This is a genomic window from Bradyrhizobium sp. BRP56, assembly GCF_020194035.1.
Lineage (GTDB): Bacteria > Pseudomonadota > Alphaproteobacteria > Rhizobiales > Xanthobacteraceae > Bradyrhizobium > Bradyrhizobium australafricanum.
In genome coordinates this window covers 1-25,175 of the sequence record NZ_JADYVV010000005.1, presented here as the reverse complement: position 1 = coordinate 25,175, position 25,175 = coordinate 1, and the positions used below count along the sequence as shown (strand labels likewise).

19 protein-coding genes are annotated in these 25,175 nt (G+C 62.0%); 6 read left to right on the top strand and 13 right to left on the bottom strand.

Going from position 1 to position 25,175, the window contains the following annotated elements:
• Window positions 1-6: 6 nt before the first annotated feature.
• The 12 genes from I6F38_RS05460 to I6F38_RS05405 form a co-directional block, all read right to left on the bottom strand.
• Complete coding sequence (locus I6F38_RS05460; protein ID WP_225159358.1) at window positions 7-912, bottom strand: type II secretion system F family protein; 906 nt, start codon at window positions 910-912, stop codon at window positions 7-9.
• Window positions 909-1,835 carry a type II secretion system F family protein gene (locus I6F38_RS05455; protein ID WP_225159357.1) on the bottom strand — a complete coding sequence of 309 codons (927 nt, stop codon included), beginning with the start codon at window positions 1,833-1,835 and terminating at the stop codon, window positions 909-911. The genes I6F38_RS05460 and I6F38_RS05455 overlap by 4 nt, the downstream gene beginning before the upstream one ends.
• Window positions 1,835-3,280: a CpaF family protein gene (locus tag I6F38_RS05450; RefSeq protein ID WP_038379677.1), complete on the bottom strand. Its 1,446-nt coding sequence runs from the start codon at window positions 3,278-3,280 to the stop codon at window positions 1,835-1,837. The genes I6F38_RS05455 and I6F38_RS05450 overlap by 1 nt, the downstream gene beginning before the upstream one ends.
• Entirely contained in the window at window positions 3,277-4,308 is a 1,032-nt protein-coding gene (locus tag I6F38_RS05445; RefSeq protein ID WP_225159356.1) for an AAA family ATPase, read from the bottom strand. Before I6F38_RS05445 ends, I6F38_RS05450 begins: the two co-directional genes overlap by 4 nt.
• A gap of 170 nt (window positions 4,309-4,478) precedes the next feature.
• Window positions 4,479-5,444, bottom strand: a complete 966-nt coding sequence (gene cpaB / locus I6F38_RS05440; protein ID WP_225159355.1) for a Flp pilus assembly protein CpaB — start codon at window positions 5,442-5,444, stop codon at window positions 4,479-4,481.
• A 1-nt stretch (window position 5,445) separates the two neighbouring features.
• A complete protein-coding gene (locus I6F38_RS05435; protein ID WP_028334084.1) occupies window positions 5,446-5,952 on the bottom strand; it encodes an A24 family peptidase in 507 nt (168 codons plus the stop codon).
• Window positions 5,953-6,024: 72 nt separating this feature from the next.
• Entirely contained in the window at window positions 6,025-6,240 is a 216-nt protein-coding gene (locus I6F38_RS05430; protein WP_050386273.1) for a hypothetical protein, read from the bottom strand.
• 91 nt (window positions 6,241-6,331) lie between these two features.
• A complete protein-coding gene (locus I6F38_RS05425) occupies window positions 6,332-6,547 on the bottom strand; it encodes a hypothetical protein (protein ID WP_028334082.1) in 216 nt (71 codons plus the stop codon).
• A 355-nt stretch (window positions 6,548-6,902) separates the two neighbouring features.
• Complete coding sequence (locus I6F38_RS05420; RefSeq protein WP_225159354.1) at window positions 6,903-7,454, bottom strand: hypothetical protein; 552 nt, start codon at window positions 7,452-7,454, stop codon at window positions 6,903-6,905.
• A 251-nt stretch (window positions 7,455-7,705) separates the two neighbouring features.
• Window positions 7,706-9,067, bottom strand: coding sequence for an HlyD family type I secretion periplasmic adaptor subunit (locus I6F38_RS05415; RefSeq protein WP_225159353.1), 1,362 nt, complete (start codon window positions 9,065-9,067; stop codon window positions 7,706-7,708).
• 10 nt (window positions 9,068-9,077) lie between these two features.
• Window positions 9,078-10,790, bottom strand: coding sequence for a type I secretion system permease/ATPase (locus I6F38_RS05410; RefSeq protein WP_225159352.1), 1,713 nt, complete (start codon window positions 10,788-10,790; stop codon window positions 9,078-9,080).
• Window positions 10,791-11,163: 373 nt separating this feature from the next.
• Window positions 11,164-14,289: a prealbumin-like fold domain-containing protein gene (locus tag I6F38_RS05405; RefSeq protein WP_225159351.1), complete on the bottom strand. Its 3,126-nt coding sequence runs from the start codon at window positions 14,287-14,289 to the stop codon at window positions 11,164-11,166.
• Window positions 14,290-14,982: 693 nt separating this feature from the next.
• On the opposite strand from I6F38_RS05405, the gene I6F38_RS05400 reads away from it, so the two are divergent.
• The 6 genes from I6F38_RS05400 to I6F38_RS05375 all read left to right on the top strand — a co-directional run bounded on the left by I6F38_RS05400 (window position 14,983) and on the right by I6F38_RS05375 (window position 22,989).
• On the top strand, window positions 14,983-15,519 hold the full coding sequence (locus I6F38_RS05400; RefSeq protein ID WP_038377452.1) for an NYN domain-containing protein: 537 nt from the start codon (window positions 14,983-14,985) through the stop codon (window positions 15,517-15,519).
• A 122-nt stretch (window positions 15,520-15,641) separates the two neighbouring features.
• Complete coding sequence (locus I6F38_RS05395; protein WP_225159350.1) at window positions 15,642-16,100, top strand: hypothetical protein; 459 nt, start codon at window positions 15,642-15,644, stop codon at window positions 16,098-16,100.
• A gap of 268 nt (window positions 16,101-16,368) precedes the next feature.
• The gene (locus tag I6F38_RS05390; protein ID WP_225159349.1) at window positions 16,369-18,069 is read left to right on the top strand and encodes a TolC family outer membrane protein; all 1,701 of its coding nucleotides are present in this window, start codon (window positions 16,369-16,371) and stop codon (window positions 18,067-18,069) included.
• A 267-nt stretch (window positions 18,070-18,336) separates the two neighbouring features.
• Entirely contained in the window at window positions 18,337-20,490 is a 2,154-nt protein-coding gene (locus I6F38_RS05385; RefSeq protein WP_225159454.1) for a type I secretion system permease/ATPase, read from the top strand.
• A gap of 14 nt (window positions 20,491-20,504) precedes the next feature.
• A complete protein-coding gene (locus I6F38_RS05380; protein WP_225159348.1) occupies window positions 20,505-21,755 on the top strand; it encodes an HlyD family type I secretion periplasmic adaptor subunit in 1,251 nt (416 codons plus the stop codon).
• A 220-nt stretch (window positions 21,756-21,975) separates the two neighbouring features.
• A complete protein-coding gene (locus tag I6F38_RS05375; RefSeq protein WP_225159347.1) occupies window positions 21,976-22,989 on the top strand; it encodes a transglutaminase-like cysteine peptidase in 1,014 nt (337 codons plus the stop codon).
• An 84-nt stretch (window positions 22,990-23,073) separates the two neighbouring features.
• Here I6F38_RS05375 and I6F38_RS05370 read toward each other — a convergent pair.
• The coding region (locus I6F38_RS05370) for a DUF5801 repeats-in-toxin domain-containing protein (RefSeq protein WP_225159346.1) at window positions 23,074-25,175 on the bottom strand (2,102 nt) is incomplete at its 5' end.

The window sequence follows — 25,175 nt, the reverse complement described above, 5'->3', positions numbered from 1 at the left end:
CATGGCTCAATTACCGAGATTGGAGAATGTACGGATCAAATGAAGGAACGGGCTTCCGCCCAAAATGACGAACATCGCCGGAAGCAGAAACAGCACCATCGGAACGGTCAGCTTGGCGCCCAATTTGTGCGCCCGTTCCTCGAGCTTGGTGATGCGTTCCCGGCGCAGGTCGACCGCGATGCTGCGCAGCGCCTGACTGAGCGGCGTGCCATATTGCAGGCTTTGGCTGACCATGGTGCCGAAGCGACGGAGGCCCTCCGAGGTGGACGCAAGCTTCTCGAAGGCGTCGGCACGATTCGGCAGGATCCGGAGATCATCGAGAAGACCGCGCAGCACGTGGGTGATAGCGGGATTGGTCTCCCGCATCTCCTCCGCCACACGCTCAATCGCGCTCTCCAGGCCCATGCCGGCTTCGCTGCAAACCACAAGCAGATCGATGGTGTCCGGCGTGCCGAGCCGGATCGCGGCATCGAAACGTCGCTTCACAACCAGCAAGATCAGGCGCGGAATCATGATTCCAAACGCCAAGCCAAGCAGCGTGAAGATCATCACGTCGGTGAACGGCCGTCCAAGAATCTGCGAAACAGAGAAAGCCGCGATCGGAAACGCAAACGTGCTGACCGTCTTGAAGCCGATCCAGATCGGCAAGGTTCGATAGTGATTGAACCCTGCCGACTGAAGAACCATCCTCAGCTGGTCGAGATTTTCCTGGGCGTAGTAGCGCCTGTAGCGCATGCCGACCGATGAAAGCCAGCCGATCAGATCCTTCGAATTCGATCGATCGGAGATGCCCAGCACGGCATTCGAGACACGCGTGTCCAGGGTGCGCAGATGTATCTCGCGAATGACCAGCAGGAAGGTCGCAGCCGCGAGTGCGACGGCAAGCGTGGCAAAGCCGAGAACAGCCGTCATAGGGTGGTTTCCCTTCTGACCATCCAACGGATCACGAAATGCCCGATCAGGACCGAGCACGCCGCATAAGCGAGCAGCACGTTTCCTTGTGGATCGAACAACAGCAGGTCGACCGACTGCGGATTGATCAGATAGAGCAGCCCGCCGATCACGACCGGCGCACAGGTGAGCGCACGCGATGAGAAGATGACCTCCCCCGCCAAGGCCTTCGCACGGGCCGCCAGCGCAACCCGCTGACTCACGGTCTCGCCCAACGTTTGCAGCGTTTCCGCCAGGCTGCCGCCGGTCTTCAATTGCACCGCGAGGGTTACCGCAAACATCGCATACTCCGACACCTGCGTTCGCTGATAGATCTCCTCGACGGCTTCCTCGGGCGACCTGCCCAGGTTCAATTCATGACAGACGATGGCAAATTGCCCGGATGTCGGTTGCGGCATCTCGCGGGCGATGGTGCGAAAAGCTTCGTGGACGGGCAATCCGGAGCGGACAGTACTCGTCACCAGCTGGACCGCATCGGGAAGCTGCTGGAAGAGCTGATTTGCAAAGCGTTGTTGCTGCCATCCGAACAGGCCGCGCACGACCAGGATGGCAACGCCGACAGCCGCAATGGCTCCATAGGAGCCAGGGAACCTCAGGAATCCATTGACGTAGAGAATTCCCGCCGCTGCCATTCCCCCTGCAAGCAGCACATAGACCGGCCGTACGACGTACACCATATCAGGGCGATAATTGGCGAAGCGCTGGAGCGCGCGCCAACGCGACGTCTTGGCCGCGCGACGGATGGACACCAAGGCTGCTGCTTCAGCCGTCGGTAGCGCAATCTCGAGCTGGCGCTCCATTCGTCGCTGTCGTGCGTCGAGCCAAAGGGTGTTTGCCCCGGCACACAACAGAAGCACCAGAACGATGATCAAGGGCGTCGACATCAGATGTGCCTCATCGCTTCTGCCCAGGCCCGATCGAGCCCGTAATAGACGAGGCGGCTCTTGAACTTCGGAACCGCATTGGTGGAGCGGTAGGTGCCGGATATCCGCCCTTGGACATCCTCGTCCTTGTACTCGAACAACGCGATGTCGTTGGTGGTGATCACCTCGCCCTCGAGGCCGATCACCTCGCTGATCTGCACGATGCGGCGCTGGCCATCCCGCATGCGCTCGACTTGCACAATCAGATCCAGGGCGGCGACGATCTGGGAGCGGATTGCGCGCGACGGCAGATTGACCTGCCCCATCTGCACCATGTTCTCCACGCGCGTCAGCGCGTCGCGGGTACTGTTGGCGTGCACGGTGGAGATCGATCCGTCATGACCGGTGTTCATCGCCTGCAGCATGTCGAACGCCTCGGCGCCGCGCACCTCACCGACGACGATGCGGTCCGGACGCATACGAAGTGCGTTCCACAGAAGATCGCGCTGCGTCACCTGCCCGGTGCCCTCGAGGCTGGCCGGACGGGTCTCCAGGCTGATCACGTGCGGCTGCTGAAGCTGCAGCTCCGCCGCGTCCTCAATCGTGACGATGCGCTCGCTATGGTCGATGAACTGACTCAAGGCGTTCAGCAGCGTCGTCTTGCCGGAACCGGTGCCTCCGGAGACCAAGACATTGAGCCGGCAGCGGGAGGCGATCTCCAGCAGCTGTCCAAGCGCGGCGGTCATCGAGCCGTTTTCGATCATCCCGGCGATGTTCAGACGCCGGTTCGGAAATTTTCGGATCGAGATGCAGGGGCTATGGATAGCCAGCGGCGGCAGGATGATGTTGACACGGCTGCCGTCCGGCAGACGGCAGTCGACCATCGGGCTGGATTCATCCACCCGCCGGCCGACCTGCGAGGCGATCTTCTGTGCGACCGAGGCGATATGGTCGTTGTCGCGAAAGCGGACCGCAACCCGCTCCAGCTTGCCGGCCCGCTCGACATAGACGTTGCTCGGCCCGTTGATCATGATGTCGTTGATCGTCTCGTCGAGCAGAAGCGGACGCAACGGCCCGTAGCCGGTCATGTCGTCGGCGATCTCCTCCGCCAGGAAGAGCTGCTCGCGGCCCGACAGCTCCAGCCGCTCCTGGTTGGCGATGCCGTGGATGATTTCCTCGATCTGCCGCCGCAGGACGTCGCGGGGAACGGTCGCGGCCACTGACGGCTCGATCTGCTCGATGACGCGTTCGCGCAGGGATGCCGACATCACCGGATGGTGCGTCGCAGGTTCTTCATGCTTCGGCGCCGATGCAAACAGGCTGGACGCCGGTGACGCCACGCTCGGTTCCGCCGGCGGCAAGGGTGGCGGCGCCGGCCGCGCGCTCGGTGCCGCTGCCGGGGCGTCCGGCACCGCTGCGGGCATCCGCACTGGCATTTCGTCTGCGCGCCTGCCGAACTTTTTCATAGCCCGAGCCACCTCTTCCACCCAGCCCTTTTCTTGGCACCGACGCCGGTGATTTCCCGTACGATCGGGGCAAGGTGGCGCCGCAGCCCGGATACGTGCTTCAGAGCCGGAACGCCGAGGTTGACCGCCTGGGTCATTCCCTTGCCGAGATCCGGGATCACCATGTCCGGCTCAGCGCCAAGCGCCTTGACGATCGTCGCCCTCGGCAGACCGCCGGCGCGGTCGGCACGATTGAGCAGGGTAAACACCCGATCCTTGCCCGCGATGTTGGTGACGGCGTTGCGCAGCGCGTGGGCATTGCGCAGGCCGGTTACTTCGGCCTCCAGCAGCACCAGCACATGACGGGACATCTGAATGACCGGATAGATCGATGCCGGGAACGGCACCGGCACATCGACAACGACGTAGTTGAACCGCTGACGGAGCAGGCCCAGCACGTGCCGGACGCCGGCTTCGGTGATGTCGAGCTTGGCATCGAGCTCCTCGTCGCCGGAAATCAGGCAGACCCGATCGTTCACCTCGATCGCGGCCCGTTCGAGAAACAGCGTGTCGGCCCGCATCGGGTTTTCAAGGGCGATGCGGAGGCCGGGTCCAGGACGAACACCCAGCATCACCGCGGTCTCGCCGCCCTGCAGATGCAGGTCGAGCAGCGCCACCTTCGCCTTGGTGGTTTCGGCCAGTTGCAGCGCGAGGTTGATCGCGACGCTGGTCGCGCCGGCGCCGCCCTGCGCGCCACAGATCGACACCACGTGCCCGCCGCGGTCATTCTGGGCCGGCGCGGCGTCGCCGATCAGCTTGGGACGCAGCTGGTCGAGCACCATATCCCTGGTGATCGGCGTCGGCAGGTATTCAGTGAGGCCGATCTCCATCAGTTCGCGGTAGAAGATGATCTCCCTGTTGTCACCGATCAGGGCCACCTTCACATCGGGCGGACAGACACTGGCGAGGCGTTCCAGTTCGGTGAAGGGATCGTCGATGCCGCTGATGTCGGTCACCAGCGCGTACAGATCGGTGTCGGTCTCGAGCATGCGTGTCGCATGACGGATGGTACCGCGCCGGATCACCAGGTTGCTGCCGTCGAGACCCTTGCGGAGGGCTGCCGCACTCAGCTCGTCATTGACGAAGCAGACGATGCGGTTGCGCGCGACAAGAGACGTCGTCTCTTCGGGTTGTTCCACCACTGCCATGTTCGCACTCATCAACGTTTCTCCGATCCCTTGCCGACGTCACTCGCTGCCGCTGTAGTCTGACGATCGAGTTCGGACGGCACGTCGCAGCCCGCGCGGGCGTCGTCGTCAAGATCCTGTCTCCTGACCGAGTATTGCTTGACCTCGCTGCCGGTATAGATCGCGACCGTCGTGCTCTGGCCGGCAATCGCACTCTGGCGCGCCAGCTCCGGCGATACGTCGCAGCTGGACGTTACGCTTGTGTCGGCCTTGCCCCACTGCTCGGCCGCAGCGCGGATGACGAGCGACAGCGTTCCGAGCTGCTTTGCGACGGCCACCTTCTTGACCTGATCCGGCTTGAGCTCCAGTGACACGGTCTGCGCCGTCTTGCCCGGGACGGCATTGGTGATCGGACGGCCGCCTTGCGCAATCTCCTGGTCGATCGCGATCACGCGCACATTGGACAGAACGGTTTCGCTGACGGCTCGCTTCACCGGCGCGGCCTTCTCGAACACCTGGGTCAGCACCACGTCGACATTGTCGCCCGGCCTGATCAGACCGGACACACCGGTCTCCTCGTCGACCTTGATGCTGATGGCGCGGCTGTCCGGCGCCAGGACGCTGGCAAGGAAGCCGCGATCCTTCGGACGCAGGATGTCGTCCAGTGTAATCGCGCTGCCGGCTTCGACGAACTTGCGAACCAGCGAACCGGGCAACCCGGCCCTGGAGTCAGGCGTTTCGAGGATCGCCCCCGCGGGAACACGGTTCGGTGCTGTCTGGCGCACCGCGAAATCTTCGTCCCGCGCCAGCGTTCCCTTCGAAAGCGGGCGGGTCGCGACAAAGTAGCCGACCGTCGCGGCCGCAGGCGCAGGCTTCTCTTCGACTGCCTGCGCAACAACCGGATCTGCGGGTCGGTTCATGCTGTAGGCGATCATTCCAAGCGCCGTAGCCGCAAGCAGCAGCACCATGATGATCGAGACGCGGAGAGCGGACGACATGTCAAATTCCTTTGCTCAAAATGGCCCAGATACCGCCGCATGCGATGGCGACCCCGTAGGGAAGCGGTGCATGTCGCAAATGACGCCAGCGCTCGACCGCGTAGACCCGGCGCATCAGCGATGATCCGGCGGGCGCCAGCCTCGGTTGGGGCAGGCGGCGCATCATCAGATGCACCGCGGCCAGAACGCCGCCGGCCAGTGCAGTTGCCGTCAACAGTTCAATCACGCCGGTCAGCGGCAGACCGATCGCCAGGGCAACCAGCAACTTGACGTCGCCACCGCCGATCGCTCCCCGCAGGTAGATCACGAAGAGCACCAGGAACAGGATTGCGGCAACGATCAGCGACTGGCCGATCTGCATCGGACTGGCCAATTGGCCGACGATCCCAAGGAACGCCAGCGCCAGACAAATTTCGTTTCGGATCAACCGTGTCGCGATATCGATCGTTGCGACATACAACAACAATGCGATTTCCAGACACAAGGTCGTGGACGCAATCCAATTCATGAAATAATCGCCTTAGAAAAATGGCGGGGGGCACAAAATAATGCCCCCCTCCGGAGCGCCGTCCCTCTGGACTTAGGCGCTAACCGCGTTGGCAACCGCGGTGCCGATCGAAGTGAGCGAGGTGGTCAGAACACTGCCAATGCCACTCGCGGTACCCGTACCGAACGCTGCGGAAACGGCGGCGACGATACAGGCGGCGACGATCACGTACTCGAACGACACAACGCCGTCCTTGTCCGTGCGCAGACGCCTCAATACTTCTGTGACCTTGATGTATGACTGCAACATAGGAGTAAGCCTCCTTAAGGCTCGCGCACATCGCAATCCGGTTGACCGCTGTTGACAGACGGAATCTGCCAACAGCATTCAACATCCGGAGTTAAGCGGAGACTGCGGTGGCGACCTTGCTGGCGATCGTGGTGATCGAGGCGTTCAGAACCGAGCCGATACCGCTGGCGGTACCCGTACCGAACGCAGCAGAGACGGCGGCCACGATGCAAGCGGCGACGATCACGTACTCGAACGACACAACGCCGTCCTTGTCCGAGCGGAGACGCTTGAAGGCTTCGGTGGTCTGGATGTACAGCTTCAACATAGGAAAATATCCCTTTTACGATGAAATTTACGCAATACGTTGGCGGGGGGCAAAATCCGGGTGCCAACTAGCATTTTCTTATAATGCGTCGCGAGAAAACTGTCGATTGGTAATCGTTTATTAACCCTACCGGCGTAGCGGCGCACACCTTCTCCTCGGCGAGGCGCTCCGACAACGATGCACGAAACCCCTTAAATTGTAGGACTTTCGACATTTCACACTATTTCAACTTCGCTGCTCCGTGCGAATACGGTGACAGCGTCGGACGTGACGCTGTCACGACAACGACCTCGGAGGTGACGGTGTCACGATCCGGTTCCATTCCCCCCGATAGCCGTTTGCAGGATTGCTCGTTTCAGTAGCAGGTCCCCGAATCCCCTCCGAGCCGGCCGCAACTCTCCCCATTGGATTGCCGCCACTGCGTGACGGCCAGCGGCGGCTTGCTGGCGTCCGCGGGCGCGGCCGATAGCCTGCTGCGCTCCTCTTCGAGGAGCTGCGAATGCAGCTTCTGGATCTGGATGTTGCGCTCGAGCAGGGACATCGTTCTTGTCTGAACCTGCTCGGCCAGCGCCTTGCGCAGGGCGTTCTCCCGGTCGAGCAGTTCGGGAAACGGCAGCAGCGGACGGACGAGGTCGGTCGCCTTGATCACGCAAGACGCCCGCGCCACGGCTTGCGCGATCTGATCCGGAAACGCGCTCCGACATTCCGCGAGCGCGCCGCTCAGGTTGACCGTTGCCGCCGTCGGTGTCGGTACCGGTATCGCCTCCGGTATCGTTGTCACCGCTGGTGCCGGCTCTGTGGGCGCTGTTGCCGTCTCCGTTGTTGGCTCCGCTACCGGCCCCGCCTCCTTTTCGATGACCTGGCGAGGGGCGCCGCAACAGGACAGCAGGATGCAGAGCGAAGCCACGAGTGTGCACCGAAAGGAGCCCCTTAGAGCTTGCAGGACCCTTGACCAGGTCACCCCACGTGTCATGGGCTCAGCTGGTGACGCCGAGCGCAACCGTCAGCCCGCTCAGCGCAACCACGAGAACGCAACCACTCCGCGTTGCCACGCCGGCGCCCCACGCCAAGCCATGTCGCGGCTGAGCCGCGAGCTGTGAACTGGCAGCCGCCACCCTGCCCCCGATCCAGCTCAATCATCGCAAACCCATGTCGCGGTCATTTCTGTCGGAACGAATGGTTGAACGACATGATGAGCGGCCCGACGATATACTCGAATGCGGTACGCTGGACGGTCGGGATCATGACGGTGGCCGGCATGCCTGGATAGAGGTGGATATTGGGCATGCTTGCGAGTTCGCTCTCATCGATCCGGACGAAGGCGACGTAATACGGATTGTTGGTCTTCGGGTCGGTAAGACGATCGGCCGAGACTTGTGTGACATCACCATGGATGATCGGCACGATTCGCTGCTTGTAGGCCGTCAGATGAACCTCGGCTCGCATGTTCGGGCGCACATCGCTGATGTCCTCGACCGCGATCTGCGCCTCGATTGTCAGGAGATCCTGATCAGGAACGATATCCAGGATCTTGTCGCCTCGCTGAATGACGCCGCCAACCGAGAATACCGAGAGGCCAACGACCCGGCCCGCGTAAGGAGCCCGGATTTCCATACGCCCGAGCACGGCCTTGGCGTTCATCGTCTTCGGGATCACCTCAAGGATCTTTGCCTGGGTATCGCGCAAATCCCTGGTGACGTCGGTCATGCGATCATTGTCGAGCTGCGCGATCTGTTGATCTTGTTCGGCAATCGCCTGGCGTGCTTTGGCAATGCTGGCGTTGGCGTCCGCGATCTGCCCCTCGAGACCAAATGCGGAGCGTTCAAGCTGCAGAATTCGCGGGCGTGCGATCAATCCACGCGCGACCAGTGGCGCGATGTCCTTGGCTTCCGCACGGACCGACGTGATCTGGTCGGTAAACGACTTGACCTGGGCTTCGGCGCCGGTGATCTGCGATCCAAGCTGGTTGATCTTTTCCCGGATGACGCTGCGCTGGCCCTCAAGGGCGGACCTGCGGCTTTCAAACTGGCTGACCTGCCCGTTCCAGACGCTCTTCAGATAGGGGTCGCCGGCACGCGCATTGAGGTCGTCAGGCATCGAGAGCGTCGAACCGTGATCGAGCTCCGTGAGCAGGCGTACCTCAGTGGCCCGCAGCACGAGATATTGTTGGGAAAGCACATCGTACTCGGCCCGCGCCTGGGTCTCGTCAAGGACGATCAGCGTATCGCCAACGTGGACCTTGTCGCCCTCCTTGACGCGCAGCTCCTTGACGATGCCGCCATCGAGATGTTGTACGCTCTTGCGGTTGCCGTCGACCTTCACGACGGCGTTGCCGACGACCGCACCATTCAGCGGCGCGGTCACGGCCCATGTGCCGATGCCACCGAAAAAGACCGCAATGATGATCCAGCCGACCAGCGCGACCCCGCGGATGGAATCGCTCGGCGCAGAATCAGCAAGCTTTCTCGGAGGCGCTGGCGCCGCGGGAGCTCCCTGAACGTTGACATCCAAGATGGCCATGAGCTGCCCTTCAAATCGCCTTACCCTGGACCGCAGGGACCGGCACAGGACGCGTTAGACGCGCCAGGATCTCGGCTCGGGGACCGAACATCTCGGCGACGCCATCTCTCAGCACCAGGATCTTGTCCACAACCCCGATCGTGGCCGGCCGGTGAGACACGATGACAACCGATGTTCCCAGCTTCTTGAGCTGCAAGACACAGTCCGCAAGCGCCGCGTCCCCGTCCGCATCCAGGTTCGAACTTGGTTCGTCGAGCACCACGACGCTGGGATTTCCGAACACTGCGCGCGCCAGCCCAATCCGCTGGCGGTACCCACCCGAGAGGATCGATCCACCGTCGCCGACCTGCGTGTCATAGCCCTCGGGCAAATGCAGGATCATCTCATGCACGCCGGCCATTTGCGCCGCACGGATCGTCTCCCGATCCTGGCCTTCATGAAAGCGGCTGATGTTGGCGGCGATCGTATCCGCGAACAGCTCGATATCCTGCGGCAGGTAACCGATATGCTCGCCCAGCGAGGTTTTGACCCAGCTGGAGACCTCAGCGTCATCGATACGCACCGCGCCGGCAGTCGGCAGCAGGACGCCCACCAAATGCCGCGATAGCGTCGACTTGCCCGCACCCGACGGCCCGATAATGCCAAGCACCTCGCCCGGCTCGATCGCAAAGGTCACGCCTTTGAGGATCGGCTTGTTGGACCTTGGGGGGACAAAGGTCACGCCCTCGACCGACAATCTCCCTGTCGGCCGAGGCAGCGAAAGTCCGGGACCTTGGGCAGGACTGGCCGACAACAGGTCCCGGATCCGCAGAAAAGCGGCTCGTGCCGACACCAGATTGCGCCACGAGCCGACGAGCTGCTCCACCGGCTGCAGGGTGCGTCCCAACAAGATGCTGGCTGCAAACATCGAACCGGCGGTGGTCATCCGCTCGATGACGAGATAGGCGCCAAGGCCGAGGATCAGGGATTGCATCGCGAGCCTGAGAAAGCGGATCAGGCTCTGCATCGTTGCCGCGCGATCGCTCGCCACGACCTGTCGCTCGAGCATCCTGTCGCGATCGCGACGCCAACGCTGCAGCAGACCATCGGTCATGCCCATCGCGCGCACGACCTCGGTGTTTCGCAGACTCATCTCGGTAAAGCTATAGTTGCGCGCGGAGCTTTCGCCAGCCTCCATCAGGGGCAGCTTCACTCGCCATTCGTTGAGTACCGCCATCAGGATAAGCAAGCACGTGCAACCGAGCGCAAAAGCGCCAAGGAACGGGTGCAGCACGAAGATAACGGCAATGTAGATCGGTGCCCACGGCAAGTCGAAGACCGCGTTGATGCCGGGGCCGGTGATAAACTGCCTGAACGTATCGAGATCGCGGAGCAACTGGCTGCGCGCGCCGCCGGCATTGGCAGACCGATCAATGATCGCCGTCATGACGCGCGCGGCGACTTTCTGATCGAGCCGGACGCTCGCTCGGGTCAGCACGCGGGCACGGACGGCGTCCAGTCCGGCGAGCGCCATAAATGCCAGCAAGAGGGCTATCGTCAGCATCAGCAACGTGGTCTCGCTGGCGCTCGAGATCACACGATCGTAGATCTGCAGCATGTAGAGCGGGCCCGCCAGGTACAACAGGTTGATGGCGAGGCTGAACATACCGGCCGTCGCGAAATATCCCTGGCAAGTCTGCAGCAGGCGCCCAAGTTCGTCCGGCCTCTTGAAATGCGCGCTCACACAATCCGGCGGATCTCCGCCCCTCTAATCAAAATGACCGCCGGACCACCCGGCAAGGCTAAGAACCAATTGGCGACAGCTAAAGTTTTTTTGTAATTCGGCCCGTTGGTTAGCATGGGCATCGCTGGTCGAGAAAGCGATCCATGCTCGAAAGGTAAAGACGCCCGTAGAGCTACGGAGCTTCCCATCGCCGCAGCCTGCCCTCATTCTGCCTTGCGGGCCGATCGTTCGACCAGGTGGGTCGGAGCGCAAAGACGGCGTGCATCCAGCACCTACCCTGACGCGGTCTGCCGTCAGGTCCGGGATCTTTGCCAAAACAGGCACCGCATCGGTTGGATCGATACGGCGCCTGCATCTCTCGCGCTGACCATCGTCAGACCAGGTGCTCCTGGCTCAACGTATGCCAGAAATTGTCCGTGGCATTGGCATGAAGGTTTTCGAACGTGCCGTTGTTATTCCAGGCAACGTTCGCGCCATCCTGACTCACCACCAATTGCCCCTGATTGAACCACGCCAGCGCGTTCGCGATGTCCTGGCCGTTGACCATGATCGGTCCGCTCCCGTCCGCGGGGAAGACGGCCTTGTCGGATCCCCACGTTCCATTCCAGCTGCCGCCCCCGGCTCCAAGCACCACCTGGTTCTTGGAGACGGTAGCCTCTGAGTTCGAGAGCACACCGTCAGCGAGAATGCCGCCAGTGTCCTTTAGCCAAGTAATCGCTTCGACAACCAATTTCTGGGGTTCGAGGTCTGCAACGCCATATTTATTCCAGTCGTTGTTGATGTTGAGCTGCGTCGCGATCAGCTGGGCCAGCATGATAGCCCGCGGATCGCCGAGCTTGGCGGATGACTCGAGCGACTGCGCAAGCTTGAGATCGATCGTCAGATTCACGCCGTCGTCGGCGTTACCGTCGTGGTCGATATCTCCCAGTATCAGCAGGTTGTTCTTGTTCGGGTTAGCCTCGGCCCCAACGTCTGAAGAACTTGTCGTCTTTCCGAGACCGTCCTTGCCATCCCAGGCGTCAGTGTGAGACCCCCAATAGCCTTGGGTCAAAGTATAGGCCGGCTTGAACAGATAATTCGCGAAGTCGAGCCCGGTCTCGTCATGGCCTGACGTTCCAACGATGGTGTAACCGTCCTGTCCAACGGTCTGCACATAGCCGCTCGGTAACACCTCGTAGACCGTCTTGCCCGCATAGCCGGGACCGAGATCATGGAACGACCATGTGCCATCGGCGGCTGTCGTCGTCCATTGATCGCCCTCGCCGGAATCCCATACGCCATTGTGGTTGGAGTCGGTCCAATTGAAGACCTTGTTGTCGTTCAGGTCGATGTAGATCTTGATCTTACCAAGCCCGACATCGTCTGCCGTGATCCCGTCACCGGTCTTGTCGAGGTACTTCGTGCCGGAGATGTCGAACTTCTCGAAGTTCGCGAAATTCAGGCCGGTCTGGTCGGTGCCCGAGGTCCCGGTGATGCTGTAACCGGCCGTGCCAACCGTCTGTACATAGCCGTCGGGCAGCACCTCGTAGACCTGCTTGCCGGCATAGTGGTAGTCCAGCCCCGTGAACGACCAGTTGCCGCTGGCGTCGGTCGTGGTCTCGTTGGCCGCGCCGTCGTCGTCCTGAAGGTTGCCGTTCACATCGATGAAGATCTTCACGCCCGCCAGCGGCGTGTCGTCATTGGTGATGCCGTTGCCGGTGACGTCGGTGTACTTCGTCCCCGAGATGTCGAACTTCTCGAAGTTCGCGAAATTCAGGCCGGTCTGGTCGGTGCCCGAGGTCCCGGTGATGCTGTAACCGGCCGTGCCAACCGTCTGTACATAGCCGTCGGGCAGCACCTCGTAGACCTGCTTGCCGGCATAGTGGTAGTCCAGCCCCGTGAACGACCAGTTGCCGCTGGCGTCGGTCGTGGTCTCGTTGGCCGCGCCGTCGTCGTCCTGAAGGTTGCCGTTCACATCGATGAAGATCTTCACGCCCGCCAGCGGCGTGTCGTCATTGGTGATGCCGTTGCCGGTGACGTCGGTGTACTTCGTGCCGGAGATGCTGAAGTTGTGGAAGTTGATGAAGTTGAGACCTGATTGCGTGCCATTGGCGGCCACGGTCACGGTAAATTCGTCGGGACTCAGCGGTGAGAGCTGGGTCCATCCCGACGGGAGATCTTCGCGGATCGTGTAAGTCCCTGCAGCGAGCCCCGTGAACGAAAAATTGCCGTTGGCATCTGTTGTCGTCGAGACTTCACCAGCGTCCAGTTGGTTGTTGTCGTTCCCGTCGATATAGATCGTCCAGCCGGCAAGATGCGTCTGGTCGCCGGTGGTCTGCAGGCTGCCGTCGGCGTCGACCAGCTTGGACCCTGAAATTGTCGCGGTTCCCGTATTGATCTTCGCGACGCTCCATTCTTCGAACGTGCTGTCCTGCACATAGCTAATGCCGTCGACTGTGCCCTGATAACCAAACGCCGAATACAACAGCACCTTCGACGTCGCGTCCGCCCCTGCGGCGGTGAAGTCAGAATTCGGGATCAACACCCGGTAATTGGTCTGGCCGTTGCCTGCATTCAGATCCTTGAGAGCTATCCATCTGTCGGCGCCCGCATCGAGATCGTAAACGAGGGTGCCGCCAGTCACCCCGGTCGAGGCCGTGCCGTCCTGTTGAAGCGGCCGGTCCACGCTCGAGACGGTCGCGAGGCCCGCACCACCGATGTAAACCTGAAGCGAATCCAGCGAAATATAGGCCTGGGCGTTGTCGCCATTGCCCGCTTCACCGAGATCCAGACGGAATTCCCGATATTGGATGCCGCCGACCGTCACGATCGGCACGTCGCTCAACGAAAGCGAGTGCGTGAAGGTCAGATTGTCGATGTCGTCCAGCGGCGCTTTCGGCGGGGTCCGATAGTCGGTGTTGAACCCCTCCTCCGTTGTTGACGAACCGTCAGTGTCATTCGGTGCGCCATTGATGCGAACGAAGGCGGTCACCGAGCCGCTGCCGGTGCCGCTACCTGTCACTTCCTGGAAGATCGCGGTGCCGACGTTCCCCTGGGAGCCGGCTGTCGTCAAAGTAAGCGCTGCAGGGTTCGCGTTCGGGGTGGCGAATTGGACGACGGGCGTATTGCCATTACCGGCATCCGTGAAAGTGGTCGTCGCAAGCAACCCCGCGGTCTGGTCCATCGCGCTGAGCACGAACGACTCTCCGGCCGCGTCCTGGCCGACCGCCCACGTCGTCTGGATCACCCCGTTTGCGACCCCATCGAGGTCCCCTGCTCCACCATCGGTCACCGTCCAGGGCTGGCTCGTGCCGGAGACGTCCTTGCCGAGCGTGTCGCTCACATTGAAGGTGACGGTGTCTCCGATTCCGATTTTCGCTGTGAAGTATGCGGTCGAACCTGGCGCGTAGTCGGGAAGATCTGTTGCAACCGAGAAGTTGGCGAGATCGGTGCCAAGAAGAGTCGAGTCATCGACGAGCACAAATGCGTTGGTGCTTGGGTCGTATTTGTAGACTGACATGACCAAAATCCTTTTGATACCAACACGACAATCCCGGGCACGTGTCGGCCGTAATCGGCTCGTTATCGGTGAGGGCGAAAAGTCCTATTGAGACGACAAAACAGACGTGCCGCCTTGCGTCACGCCTGTCGGTAGCAACAAACTGTCTAGGCAATCAGGACGCAAAACCGTCCTTCCTCTATGGCGAAAAGTTCGGCGACAATCGGCATCTGCAAAAGCACAAGAAAATCGCGTCGGCGCAAAATGGCACCGACACGGTGAAGTTGATTTTAGGTGTATTTCTGTTGGTGACGCAATAGTAACCATCTGTGGCCGCCCAATGTGGCCGCCCAGCACTGCTGCGGTGCACAATTCCCAGCACTGTCCCCGGCGGCGGCTTCCCTCTCCTGGTCTGCGGCATCATCGATCGCAAATGGCCGCCCCGAACGCGCTTCGCCGGCGCGAACTGCCGCATCCTTGGTCAACGACGACCGTTGCGGTTTGCCGGTCGCGTCCAGCCGCGCGCTTCGCGCTTATCAACAGGCGCACGACTGGTACGGCATGGGCCCGTGGTGGCGAAAATTTCCGCTTCTTCCCGGCCAAGCCCTTGCTCTAGGATTAGCCATTTCAGCTAGGGTGCTCACCCACGATGCGCCCGTGGAATTTCAGAACCACAGCATACAGTGACTGATCCGGGCGTCATGGGGATTTGAGATGGCCGATCGCATTGCACTTTTCATCGATGGCGCGAATCTTCACACCACGGTCAAGAACCTCGGTTTTGAAATCGATTTCCGGCGACTGCTCTCGGAGTTCGGCAAGCATGGACAGATCGTCCGCGCCTACTTCTACACAGTCGTGAGAGACGACGACGAGTTCAGCAGCCTTCGGCCGCTGGTGGATTGGCTCGATTACAACGGATATGCGGTCAGGAGAAAGTTAGCCAAAACGCACGATGACGGCGAAGGGCGGCGGCGAATGAAGCGCAGCATCGGCATCGAGCTCGCGGTCGACGCATTGGAAATCGCGCACCGCATCGACCACGCGTACCTGTTCTCTGGCGACGGTGATTTGCGCGCGGTTGTCGAAGCCGTCAGGCGGGCTGGTGTCCGCGTGACGGTCGTTTCCAGCATCCGAACGAAGCCTCCCATGATCGCCGATGAGCTTCGCAGGCAAGCTGACGTCTTCCTCGAACTCGAAAGCCTCAGGGCATCGATCGAACGTCCAGCGCACCCGATCGCACCCGAGTGAAATCGCGGGCGCCTCTTCCTGCGAGGAAGCAAAGCAGCTCTGCTTGTCCGTAAATCACCGAGTTGCGCGAGTCGGGCGCTGACATCACTATCCCCCAAACAACGAAACAGAGGGTAACGCCCATGTGGAGGTCGGTCGGCTGCCTATTGCTGCTCTTGGCGGCGACGAGCGCTGCGATCGCCGAACCTTCCCGGTTCACCTGCGACGCGCCGCGGGGCAAACGGGTCGAGCTCGGCCCGTCAGGCAAAGGTGGTGACGCCCAGTGGATCGATGACGATCTCGATACGGTCCGGCCCGCCGTCGTGATCGATGGCGACACCCTCACGGTCACCTGGGGGACATCCGACGCGGCAGGAGGCAAGGGAGGAGCCAAGCTCACGACCTACGTCTTTGCGGCCGCCCGCCGTACCGCCGCGTCGATCTTTGCGACCCGCACGGACGACACCACGGCCGAGATCTTCCGGTTCTATTTTGGCGACAAGTCGCTCTACAAACTAACGAGCCGCCTGGGAGGCCCCTCCGCGGACACCAAGGCCGCGCCCTTCGTTGCAACCTACCTGGCGACCTGTCGTCAGCAGTAGCCGGCTGCCCAACCTTAAGATGGGCTTAACTGATCTTTCATGTTCCGGTCCCCGGTGTTGCGGCTCGGCACCAGTTCGCGCGATCACAGAACATCATATAAATCACTGAATTTTAATAAAAATGTTTAGATTTGCGCGCACTGGACCTCGGATGGTTCGGCCCCCACTTAGGGCGCCTGTGTGGCTGAAATGTCATAGGTCGCGGAACTGTCCTTTGTTACCCTTTGGAGGATTCTACATAATATTTTTGTGAGTAGGGGCTGAGATTATGAAGTCGGCATACACGGTCATAGCGTGCCTATGTCTGGCGGCAACGCCAGCATGTGCCGAGGTTTTTTCTATTAATGATGCACTACGGCAGGCCATGCAGACCAACCCGGGTATCGGCGAGGCTTCGGCGAACCGGCGGGCGACGGAAAGCGAGCTGCGGCAAACCCAAAGCACACTGCTGCCGCAGGTGCGCATTGACGCCAGCTACGGCCCGGAAAAATTCGATCAATCGCCAGGCTTCATCACCCCGAACATTCAGTCGGCGCCGACCGTGGGCTCAGGACCATGGCGCAATGGCAGCCAGGAATCAGTCGTGGTGCGCCAGCTGCTGTGGGACGGTTTTTCGTCGATCTATGACGTCTGGCGCCAGACCGCGCGGGTCAATGCCGCTGCCTCCCGCGTCAAGGAGAGAACCGAGCTGCTGGCCCTCGACGCCGCCGAAGGCTACATGGACGTCGTCCGCTACATCCGGTTGGTCAGCCTCGCCCAGCAGAACGTCGCCAACCACGAGAAGATCTTTGCAAACGTGAACTCCCGCTTCTCGGGTGGCCGGGCCGGCGAAGGCGACCTGGAGCAAGCGCGGGAGCGCGTCGAAGCTGCCCGTGCGGCACTCGCCGAATTCCAGCGCAGCCTCGATGACGCCCGGGCAAAGTACCGCAAGGTTGTTGGCCTTGAGCCGATCAATGTTCGCTTCCCCGCCCCTCTCGCAGGATTGCCGCACAGCCGCGACGAAGCGCTGGCGACCACCCTCCGATTCAATTCGACGATCGCGGCGGCCCAGTCCGACGCCGACGCCGCCAAGCATGCGTTCAAGGCCACGGACGGCACATTCGGCCCGAAATTCTATCTAGAGGGACGAGCAACCCATTACGACAACTCCTACCCCTACGTGGCGACCCCAGGAACTCCCTCCATTACGCATGAGGACTACAGCGGCAAGGTCGTCATGTCGTGGGACATCTTCCGCGGCGGCCAGGATGCCTGGAACAGGTCAGAGAAGGCCGAGCGCTATACCGAAGCCACCATGCGCCACGCCCGCCTGCAGCGCGACGCGTATGAGTCGATCGACAAGGCGTGGAATGCCCGTACAATTACGGCTACCCGCATCGGTGCTCTGACCCGTGAGCTGGAAGCAGCCAGGAAGACCATCACGGCGTTCCAGAAGGAATATGAACTCGGCCAGCGTTCGCTGATCGATCTCCTGAACGCGCAGAACCAGTTCTTCAACGCATCGGTCTCGCTCACCTCCGCCCGCAGCGTCGTCGTTTTCGCCGACTACCAGCTGCTGGCCGCGATGGGGACCCTGATCGAGTACCTGAAGGCTCCGCCGCCGGTCGATGCTGCGCCGACGGACATGCTTTCGATTGGCCTGCCCCGCTACTCGTTCCCGACTCTTCGCGTGAACCTCCCGCAAACCGGGTCTGAGCCGCTGCACGTCGCCGTTCCGGCGCCTGTCGCCCGTCCTGCCAAGACCTATGCGGCAACCCAGCCGAAGGACGTTGGCTTTGCGGACCGTTTCACCGGTGCGACGACGACCGCAGCGGTGCCCGGTTCAACGGAATGGATGCAGCAGCAAAAGACCGCTGCGGACGGCCCGAACGTCATTTACGCGGACCCTTCGGTCACGGCGAACGCGAACTCCTACGCGTCGACCAAGCCCCACTGGCTGCTGTCGGCCTTCCCGAGTTCCGCTCGGTAGCGACCGCCAACAAGCTCAGGACAGGACTGCCGGAAGGGCCCCAAGTCGGGGCCCTTTCGATTCCTTATTAATCGTTAAGATAAGTTTCGCTGAATTTGTTCGCTGTTTGTTGTAGTCTGCCCGAAATCTAATGCGATTGCTGCATTTCCATTTTGCTCGTCGAGGTTTCAGTTGTTGTTTCGAACCCCCAGCGCGGCGGCCGACGCCGTCCGCCCCTCGCCTGATATCTCAACCTCAAAGCCTGCCGCGACAAACAGGCCAAGCGCGCTGGGCGACGATCCCCTCACCGCGTCGTTGACTTACCTCGCCGCCCATCACGGCCGCGCGGTGAGCCGCGAAGCTCTGCTCGGCGGACTTCCGATCACGGACGGACGCTTGTCCGTATCGCTCTACGACCGCGCGGCCAGGCGCGCCGGTCTGGAGACCGAGGCCGTCAAGCGCGACATTTCAGACATTCCCGCGCTGGTCCTGCCGGCCGTCCTCGTTATGAAGAACGGCTCTGCGCTGATCCTTCTGGGCGTGGACCCGGCGAACAAGTCGATCAAGGTCGTTGATCCGGCGACGCCGAACAGCCCGCGCGTCGCCGACATCGCCTCGCTCGCTACGGACTATACCGGCTATGCGTTCCTGGTGAGAAGCGCGCCGCAGGCCGATGCGCGCGCCGCCGCCGCAGGCGACATCCCCAAGAGCCACTGGTTCTGGTCGGTGGTGAAGACGCATTGGCGCAGCTACGGGCACATCGCGGTCGCGGCTTTTCTGACCAACATCCTCGCGCTCGCGACGCCGCTGTTCACGATGAGCGTCTATGACCGCGTCATCCCCAACGGGGCAATCCCCTCCCTGATCGCGCTCTCGATCGGCATGGGGCTCGGCATCGTGTTCGATTTCATCTTCCGCATGGTCCGCAGTCGCATGATCGACGTGACCGGCAAGACCATCGACGTCGTGCTGGCCGCAAACATCTTCGAGCACGTGATGTCGGTGAAGATGGCGCAGCGGCCGACTTCGGTTGGCATCCTGGCCAATCAGCTCCGCGACTTCGACTCGGTGCGCGAGTTCTTCACCTCCGGAAGCGTGGTTTCGGCGACCGACCTGCTGTTCGCCATCCTCTTCGTCGGGGTGCTGTTCCTCATCGCCGGACCGCTGGCCTGGATCCCGCTGATCATGCTGCCGCTGGTCATGCTGATCGGCTTCCTGCTGCAACGCCCGCTCGATCGCGCCATCAAGCGGCTGCAGGCCGAATCCGCCGCCCGGCACGGCGTGCTGGTCGAGTCGCTGTCCGGCCTCGAAACCGTCCGGGCGACCGGCGCCGAGGCCCGCATGCAGACCTTGTGGGAACGCTCGGTTGCCGCGACCGCCCGATCCGGCGAGGACGTTCACTTCTGGTCGTCGATGTCGCTGACGAGCGCGAGCACGGCCCAGCAGATCACGAGCCTGCTCCTCGTCATCGTCGGCATTTTCCTGATCCTCGACGGCAAGCTGAGCGTCGGCGCGCTGGTCGCCGCCAACATGCTCGCCGGGCGCGTTCTGGCGCCGATCGCCGGGATCGCCTCGGTGATCACCAAGGGTACGCAGACGATCACGGCCCTCAAGGCGATCGATCGCATCATGTCGATCGAGCGGGAACGCTCGCCGACCCGGTCCTATGTCGCAAGGCGAATCGAAGACGGCAAGGTCGCCTTCGAGAACGTGTCGTTCGCCTACCCCAACGCGCCGGGTAACGCGCTCGAAAAGGTCAGCTTCAAGATCGAGGGCGGAGAAAGGGTCGGCATCATCGGTAGGGTCGGCTCTGGCAAGACCACGGTCGGCAGGTTGCTGCTCGGATTTTACGAGCCGAAGGAAGGCCGCATCCTGGTCGATGGCGTCGACTCGCGCCAATACGACCCCTCGGACCTGCGCGCCGGCATCGGCTTTGCGATGCAGGATACCGACCTGTTCTTCGGCAAGCTGCGCGACAACATCGCCCTTGGCAAACCGGAAGCGACCGACGAGGAAGTCCTGCTTGCCGCGCGGCTTTCGGGCGTCGAAAGCTTCATCGCCGGTCACCCGATGGGCTATGACATGCCCATCTCGGAAGGCGGCCGCAGCCTGTCGGGCGGCCAGAAGCAGGCCATCGGACTCGCGCGCGTTCTGATCCGCAAGCCTCGCGTCCTCTTTCTCGACGAGCCGACGGCGCACTTCGATATTCGCAGCGAACAGGAATTCCTTGAGCGGCTCAAGAGCCTCAATGATGATCGCATGACCATCATCATCTCGACCCATCGCCTGTCATTGCTGAACATGGTCGATCGCTTGCTGCTGTTCGACAATGGCCGCCTGGTTGCCGACGGCCCGCGCGACAAGGTGCTCGCTTTGCTCCAGGGCCGGCCGGCGTCCGCGGCCCCGTCGCCGGAGAATACGATTCAGCCGAAGTCCGCATAACGAGCAAATACATTATGGCGTCTTCCGATTTCACATTTGCAAACGATATCCGGTCCGCGGCGCTGCTGCGCACGCCGCGCACCTCCCGCATGCTGCTGTGGACGTCGTGCGCGCTGCTTGCGACGTTCTTGATCTGGGCTCATTTTGCCGTGCTGGACGAGGTCAAGCGCGGCAGCGGCCGCGTCGTGCCGTCGCGGCAGATGCAGGTGGTTCAATCGCTCGAAGGCGGCATCGTCGGCGACATCCTGATCCGGGAAGGCGACATCGTTCAGCAGGGCCAGTCCCTGATGCGGATCGATGATACGAAATTCGCTTCCGAGTTCGGCGAAATCCGCGAGCGCCGTGCGGCGATGGCGGCGCGGGTGGCCCGTCTCGACGCCGAGGCGCGCGGCCGAGCCGAGATCACCTTCCCGGACGATCTCGACAAGATGGTTCCCGCCGCCGTCGCGACCGAGACCAGCGTGTTCAAGATGCGGGGTCAGAAGGTCGCGCAGGACATCGACGTCCTCAACCAGCAGGTCACTCGCCTCACCGGCTCCCTCAAGCTCCTCGAGCGCGAGCAGACCCTGACGCGCAGGCTGTATGAGCAGAAGGTGGTGCCCGAGATCGAGATGCTGCGACTTGATCGGCAGGCAACCGAGATGAAGGGACAGCTGGCCGAAGCGCAGTCGAAGATCGCGAACATCACCGCGTCGTTCCGTTCACAGGCCGACGAGGACCTGGCCAAATCGCGTGCCGACCTCGCCGTGCTCGACGAGAATATCAAGTCCGCCCAGGACCGGGTGCGCCGCACGGATCTGAAGGCGCCGGTCCACGGCATCGTCAACAAACTGAACATCAGCACCATCGGTGCCGTCGTACAGTCGGGCGCCAACCTGATGGACATCGTGCCGCTGGACGACACGCTGCTGGTGGAAGGCCGGATTCGTCCGCAGGACATCGCGTTTATCCGTCCCGACCAGGACGCGGTGGTGAAGATCAGCGCCTATGATTCCTCGGTCTACGGATCGCTGAAGGGCAAGGTCGAACGCATCAGCGCCGACACCATCGTCGACGACAAGGCGGAAAAGACCGAACGCCAGGAGACCTTCTACCGGGTCATGGTGCGTACCGATAAGAACCATCTCGGCACCGAACAGCATCCGCTGCCGATCATTCCGGGCATGGTGACCACGGTCGAGGTCCTGACCGGCGAGAAGTCCGTGCTGGACTACATCGTGAAGCCCGCCCGCCTGCTGCGTGACGAGGCCCTGCGCGAACGCTGATCGGGACCACGGATTCCATGGTTAACCGATCGTGACCTCGGTTCGTTCAATTTCGAACGAACCGGCAAACCCCGGATTGACCGCCTTTTCGACATTCGAGGCGGCGCCCCCCTCCACTTAACTCCGCTTAAGCGGCCAAGGCGCCAGTTTGCGTCCCGATAACAGCGGGGACGCAGATCGACGCACAGACGTTGACGGTCCCCGACATTGGGGACGTCATATGAAGTCGCTGAAGTTTGCTTCGTCGGCGGTCATGGCCGCGGCCGCACTGACAATCGGTCTTTGCGCAGCGCCTGCCGCGTTTGCCGCGGACGAGCTCTCTCTCGGAAAACCCGCCGGCGAGCTCGCGCCCGCAGCGGACGCCGCGTCGAACCGCCCGCCTGCCACCTTCTTCACCATCGCCGACGTCCTGGCCAAGCTCGACCAGCAGCGCGGCCGTGGTCCGAACGCCATCCGTACCGCCTCGCTCACGCCGCCAAATACCGCGACCGACGCGGTGCCCGCGGCAAAGCCGCTTCCGCCTGTCGGAGCCGAGCCGTTTGGCCTGTTCACCTTCCGCGCACCGGAAAACGGCATGTGGCGCAAATGGCGCGGCCTCGAAACCGATCTCGCAAGGGAGCAGAGCGTTCTCGAGCAATGCCGCGAGAACGCGACCGCCTGCCCGTCGCAGGCCGCGCAATTCCTTCGCCTGATCGGCGCGGTCAAGTCCAAAGCCGGACGCGACCGGCTGGATGAGGCCAACCGCGCCGCCAACCAGGCGATCCGCTATGTTAGCGACTTCGCCCAGCACGGCGAGGCCGACCGCTGGACCGCGCCGCTCGCCACCTTCGCGACCGGCAAGGGCGACTGCGAGGACTATGCGATCGCAAAATACATCGCGCTCAGCGAAGCCGGCTTCCCGCGCGAGGATCTGCGCCTGGTGCTGGGTCGCGATCGCGCCATCCGCCAGGATCATGCCGTGCTGGCGGCGCGCCTGGACGGCCATTGGTTGATCCTGGACAGCCGCCGCTCCGAACTGATTGATGACGGCGAGCTCGGCAACTTCACACCGATGTTCGCGATCAACGACCGCGGCGTGCAGTTGTTTGCGGCACCTTACGCCAAGCGGCTCCCGCTCGGCGATGAACTCGACGCGGCGCCGGCGGCCGCCAATGCGGCGAAGACCGAATGGACCGGCGTGGAAGCGCTGGACGCGGCAAGCCCGCTCTTGGGCTTCCTGCCCGTGCTGATGTGATTGCGCGCGAGAAAGGCGACAATTCAATCAATAAAAATCCGCGGAGAGGTCTCCGCGGATTTTCGATTTTGCTGCGGGCCTGGCCTAGAAAATATGAACGTTCGTAGCCGCCGGCAAGCCGGTGCTCACATGTGCGAGGTCCACCTTGTCGGAGCCTGTGCCATTTGCCGAGTACCAGAGCTCATGGGTCGTATTGTTGAAGAAGAACTTGTTCGTGCTTGCACTTTCGTTCCAGGCGCTGGCGTTGTTTTCGGTCTGGCCGGTGACTGCCGATGACGTGAACTGACCAGCCGTAAGGGCGTTTGAAACGCCCGTCGGCAGGCTCAGACCGGCCACGTCGAGAAGCAGCGTATCACCGCTGTTGAAATCACTGATAATATCGTGGGCGCTGAGATTGAGAACAAACTTGTCGTCCCCACCATTGCCAGTGAGCGTCTCGCTGGTTGGTCCGGCGACAATGACATCATTGCCGGCCGTGCCAAGCAGGGTCGTCGTACCATTGATGTTGATATTGATGGTGCTCGACGCCGTGTCGCCGTCACCGTCAATCGTCGACACGTTGAAGCTCAGATCCTCGGAGACGTTCGTGGTCGACGAAACTCCGACGCCAACCAGGTCGACCTTGCCGCTGCCTGTCACGTCCGTGAACTGGACCGTGTAGAGCTGCAGGCCGGCCGGCGCTGTGGGCGTCGACCATTCGGTGGCGACCGTGGTGTGGGTGGAAGGATCGAAATCACCGGATACCGATGTGATGGAGGCGGCGTGCACTCCGTCCCAATAAGAGACGACGTAATGGATTTCGTCCCCGCCCTTGTAGTTGGAGAACGTATAGTTCGCGACCGATTCGTTTGCCGGCGGATGGAACGCCGCGTTGCCGACCGGACTGGCGATTGCGCCGCTGGTGAAATCGAACAGCAGCTTTTCATTGGGGTCGAAGTTATTGTTGTCGACGCCCCAACCGTTGGTTGATCCGTTCACACCGCCTTGGCTGCCGAGGGAGGTCGAGCCCGAAACAACCGCCAGTTGATCGGTGTTCGAAGAAAGAATCTGCTCTTCCGATGGTCCCGCGCCGAACGAGGATGAACTGCCGACATTCTGGATCGTCGTCTCCGTGAATGGCTGAAGCAATGTGAATAGGTAGTGACCGGTTGTGTCATCCAGAGTCAGCGTGAAGATATTATTCGCTGCCGATGGGGCCGCACCGATATAGGCCGTCAAACTCTGTCCAAATGCGTCGATGGAATAGTGCACGGCCTGGCCATTGAACGTCAGGCCGGCCGGCGCCGTGTTTCCAGTCAAGGTGAAGTCATATGCGCCAAAACCATCGGCGCCGGAGAACACGGGTAGGTTACCTAGCACGGACATTCCCGCGTAATCGGCAATGATTCCATGCTCGATCGTGCCGAAACTCGGGCCGTCGTCGAGGAAGCTGATATGAGTGCTGATGTCGGCGGTGGCCGTCACATGATCGCCATCGGCGTCCGTCAACGTGACCGTTGCGCCGATCTTGCCGGCCGTCATCGTCAGCAGATCGTTCGAACTGGCGGTGCTGTTGTGGTGGAGCGAGAGATAGTCCGCCACATAGAGCTGACCGGTGATCGGATCGATGGCGATCGCGAACGCCGTTTGGCCCGTCAGGCTGGGGTTGGCGGCATCGTTGCCCACAGTACCGATGATCCGGCCGCTGGCATCCAGCGACAGCGCGATCCCTGTGCCGTCCGTCAATGTCAGGCCTGACGCAGCGCTGAGGACGCTCAACGCATAGGTCGTAGACCCCGCGCCGTCAGAGCCGAAGCTGCCGCCGGCCACCGTCAGGATGCTGCTCGCGCCGGTCGAGGCAAAGCTGAGCGCACCGTTGTCAAGTGACGCTGCCGACACATCGGTGTCGACGCCCTTGTTAGCAACCGTGCTGAACAGCGCGGCGACAGTGCTGGCGGCACCGTTGAACGTGATCGCAGTGGAGCCGAGCACGTCGCTCGCGCCGCTGGTGGTCTGCACGCCGGGCGTCTCGTCCACGCCGATCGTAGCTGCACTGACGGTCGCTGTCGGCGCCGTCGGACCGTCGTCGTGGATCGCAAACACCCCGCTGCCGAGGTCGATGCCCTTGGTGACGTGATCGCCGTCGGCGTCGGTCACCGTCTGGTTCAGCAGCAGCGTGTTCGCCGCCGTCGTCAGGCTCGCCAGCT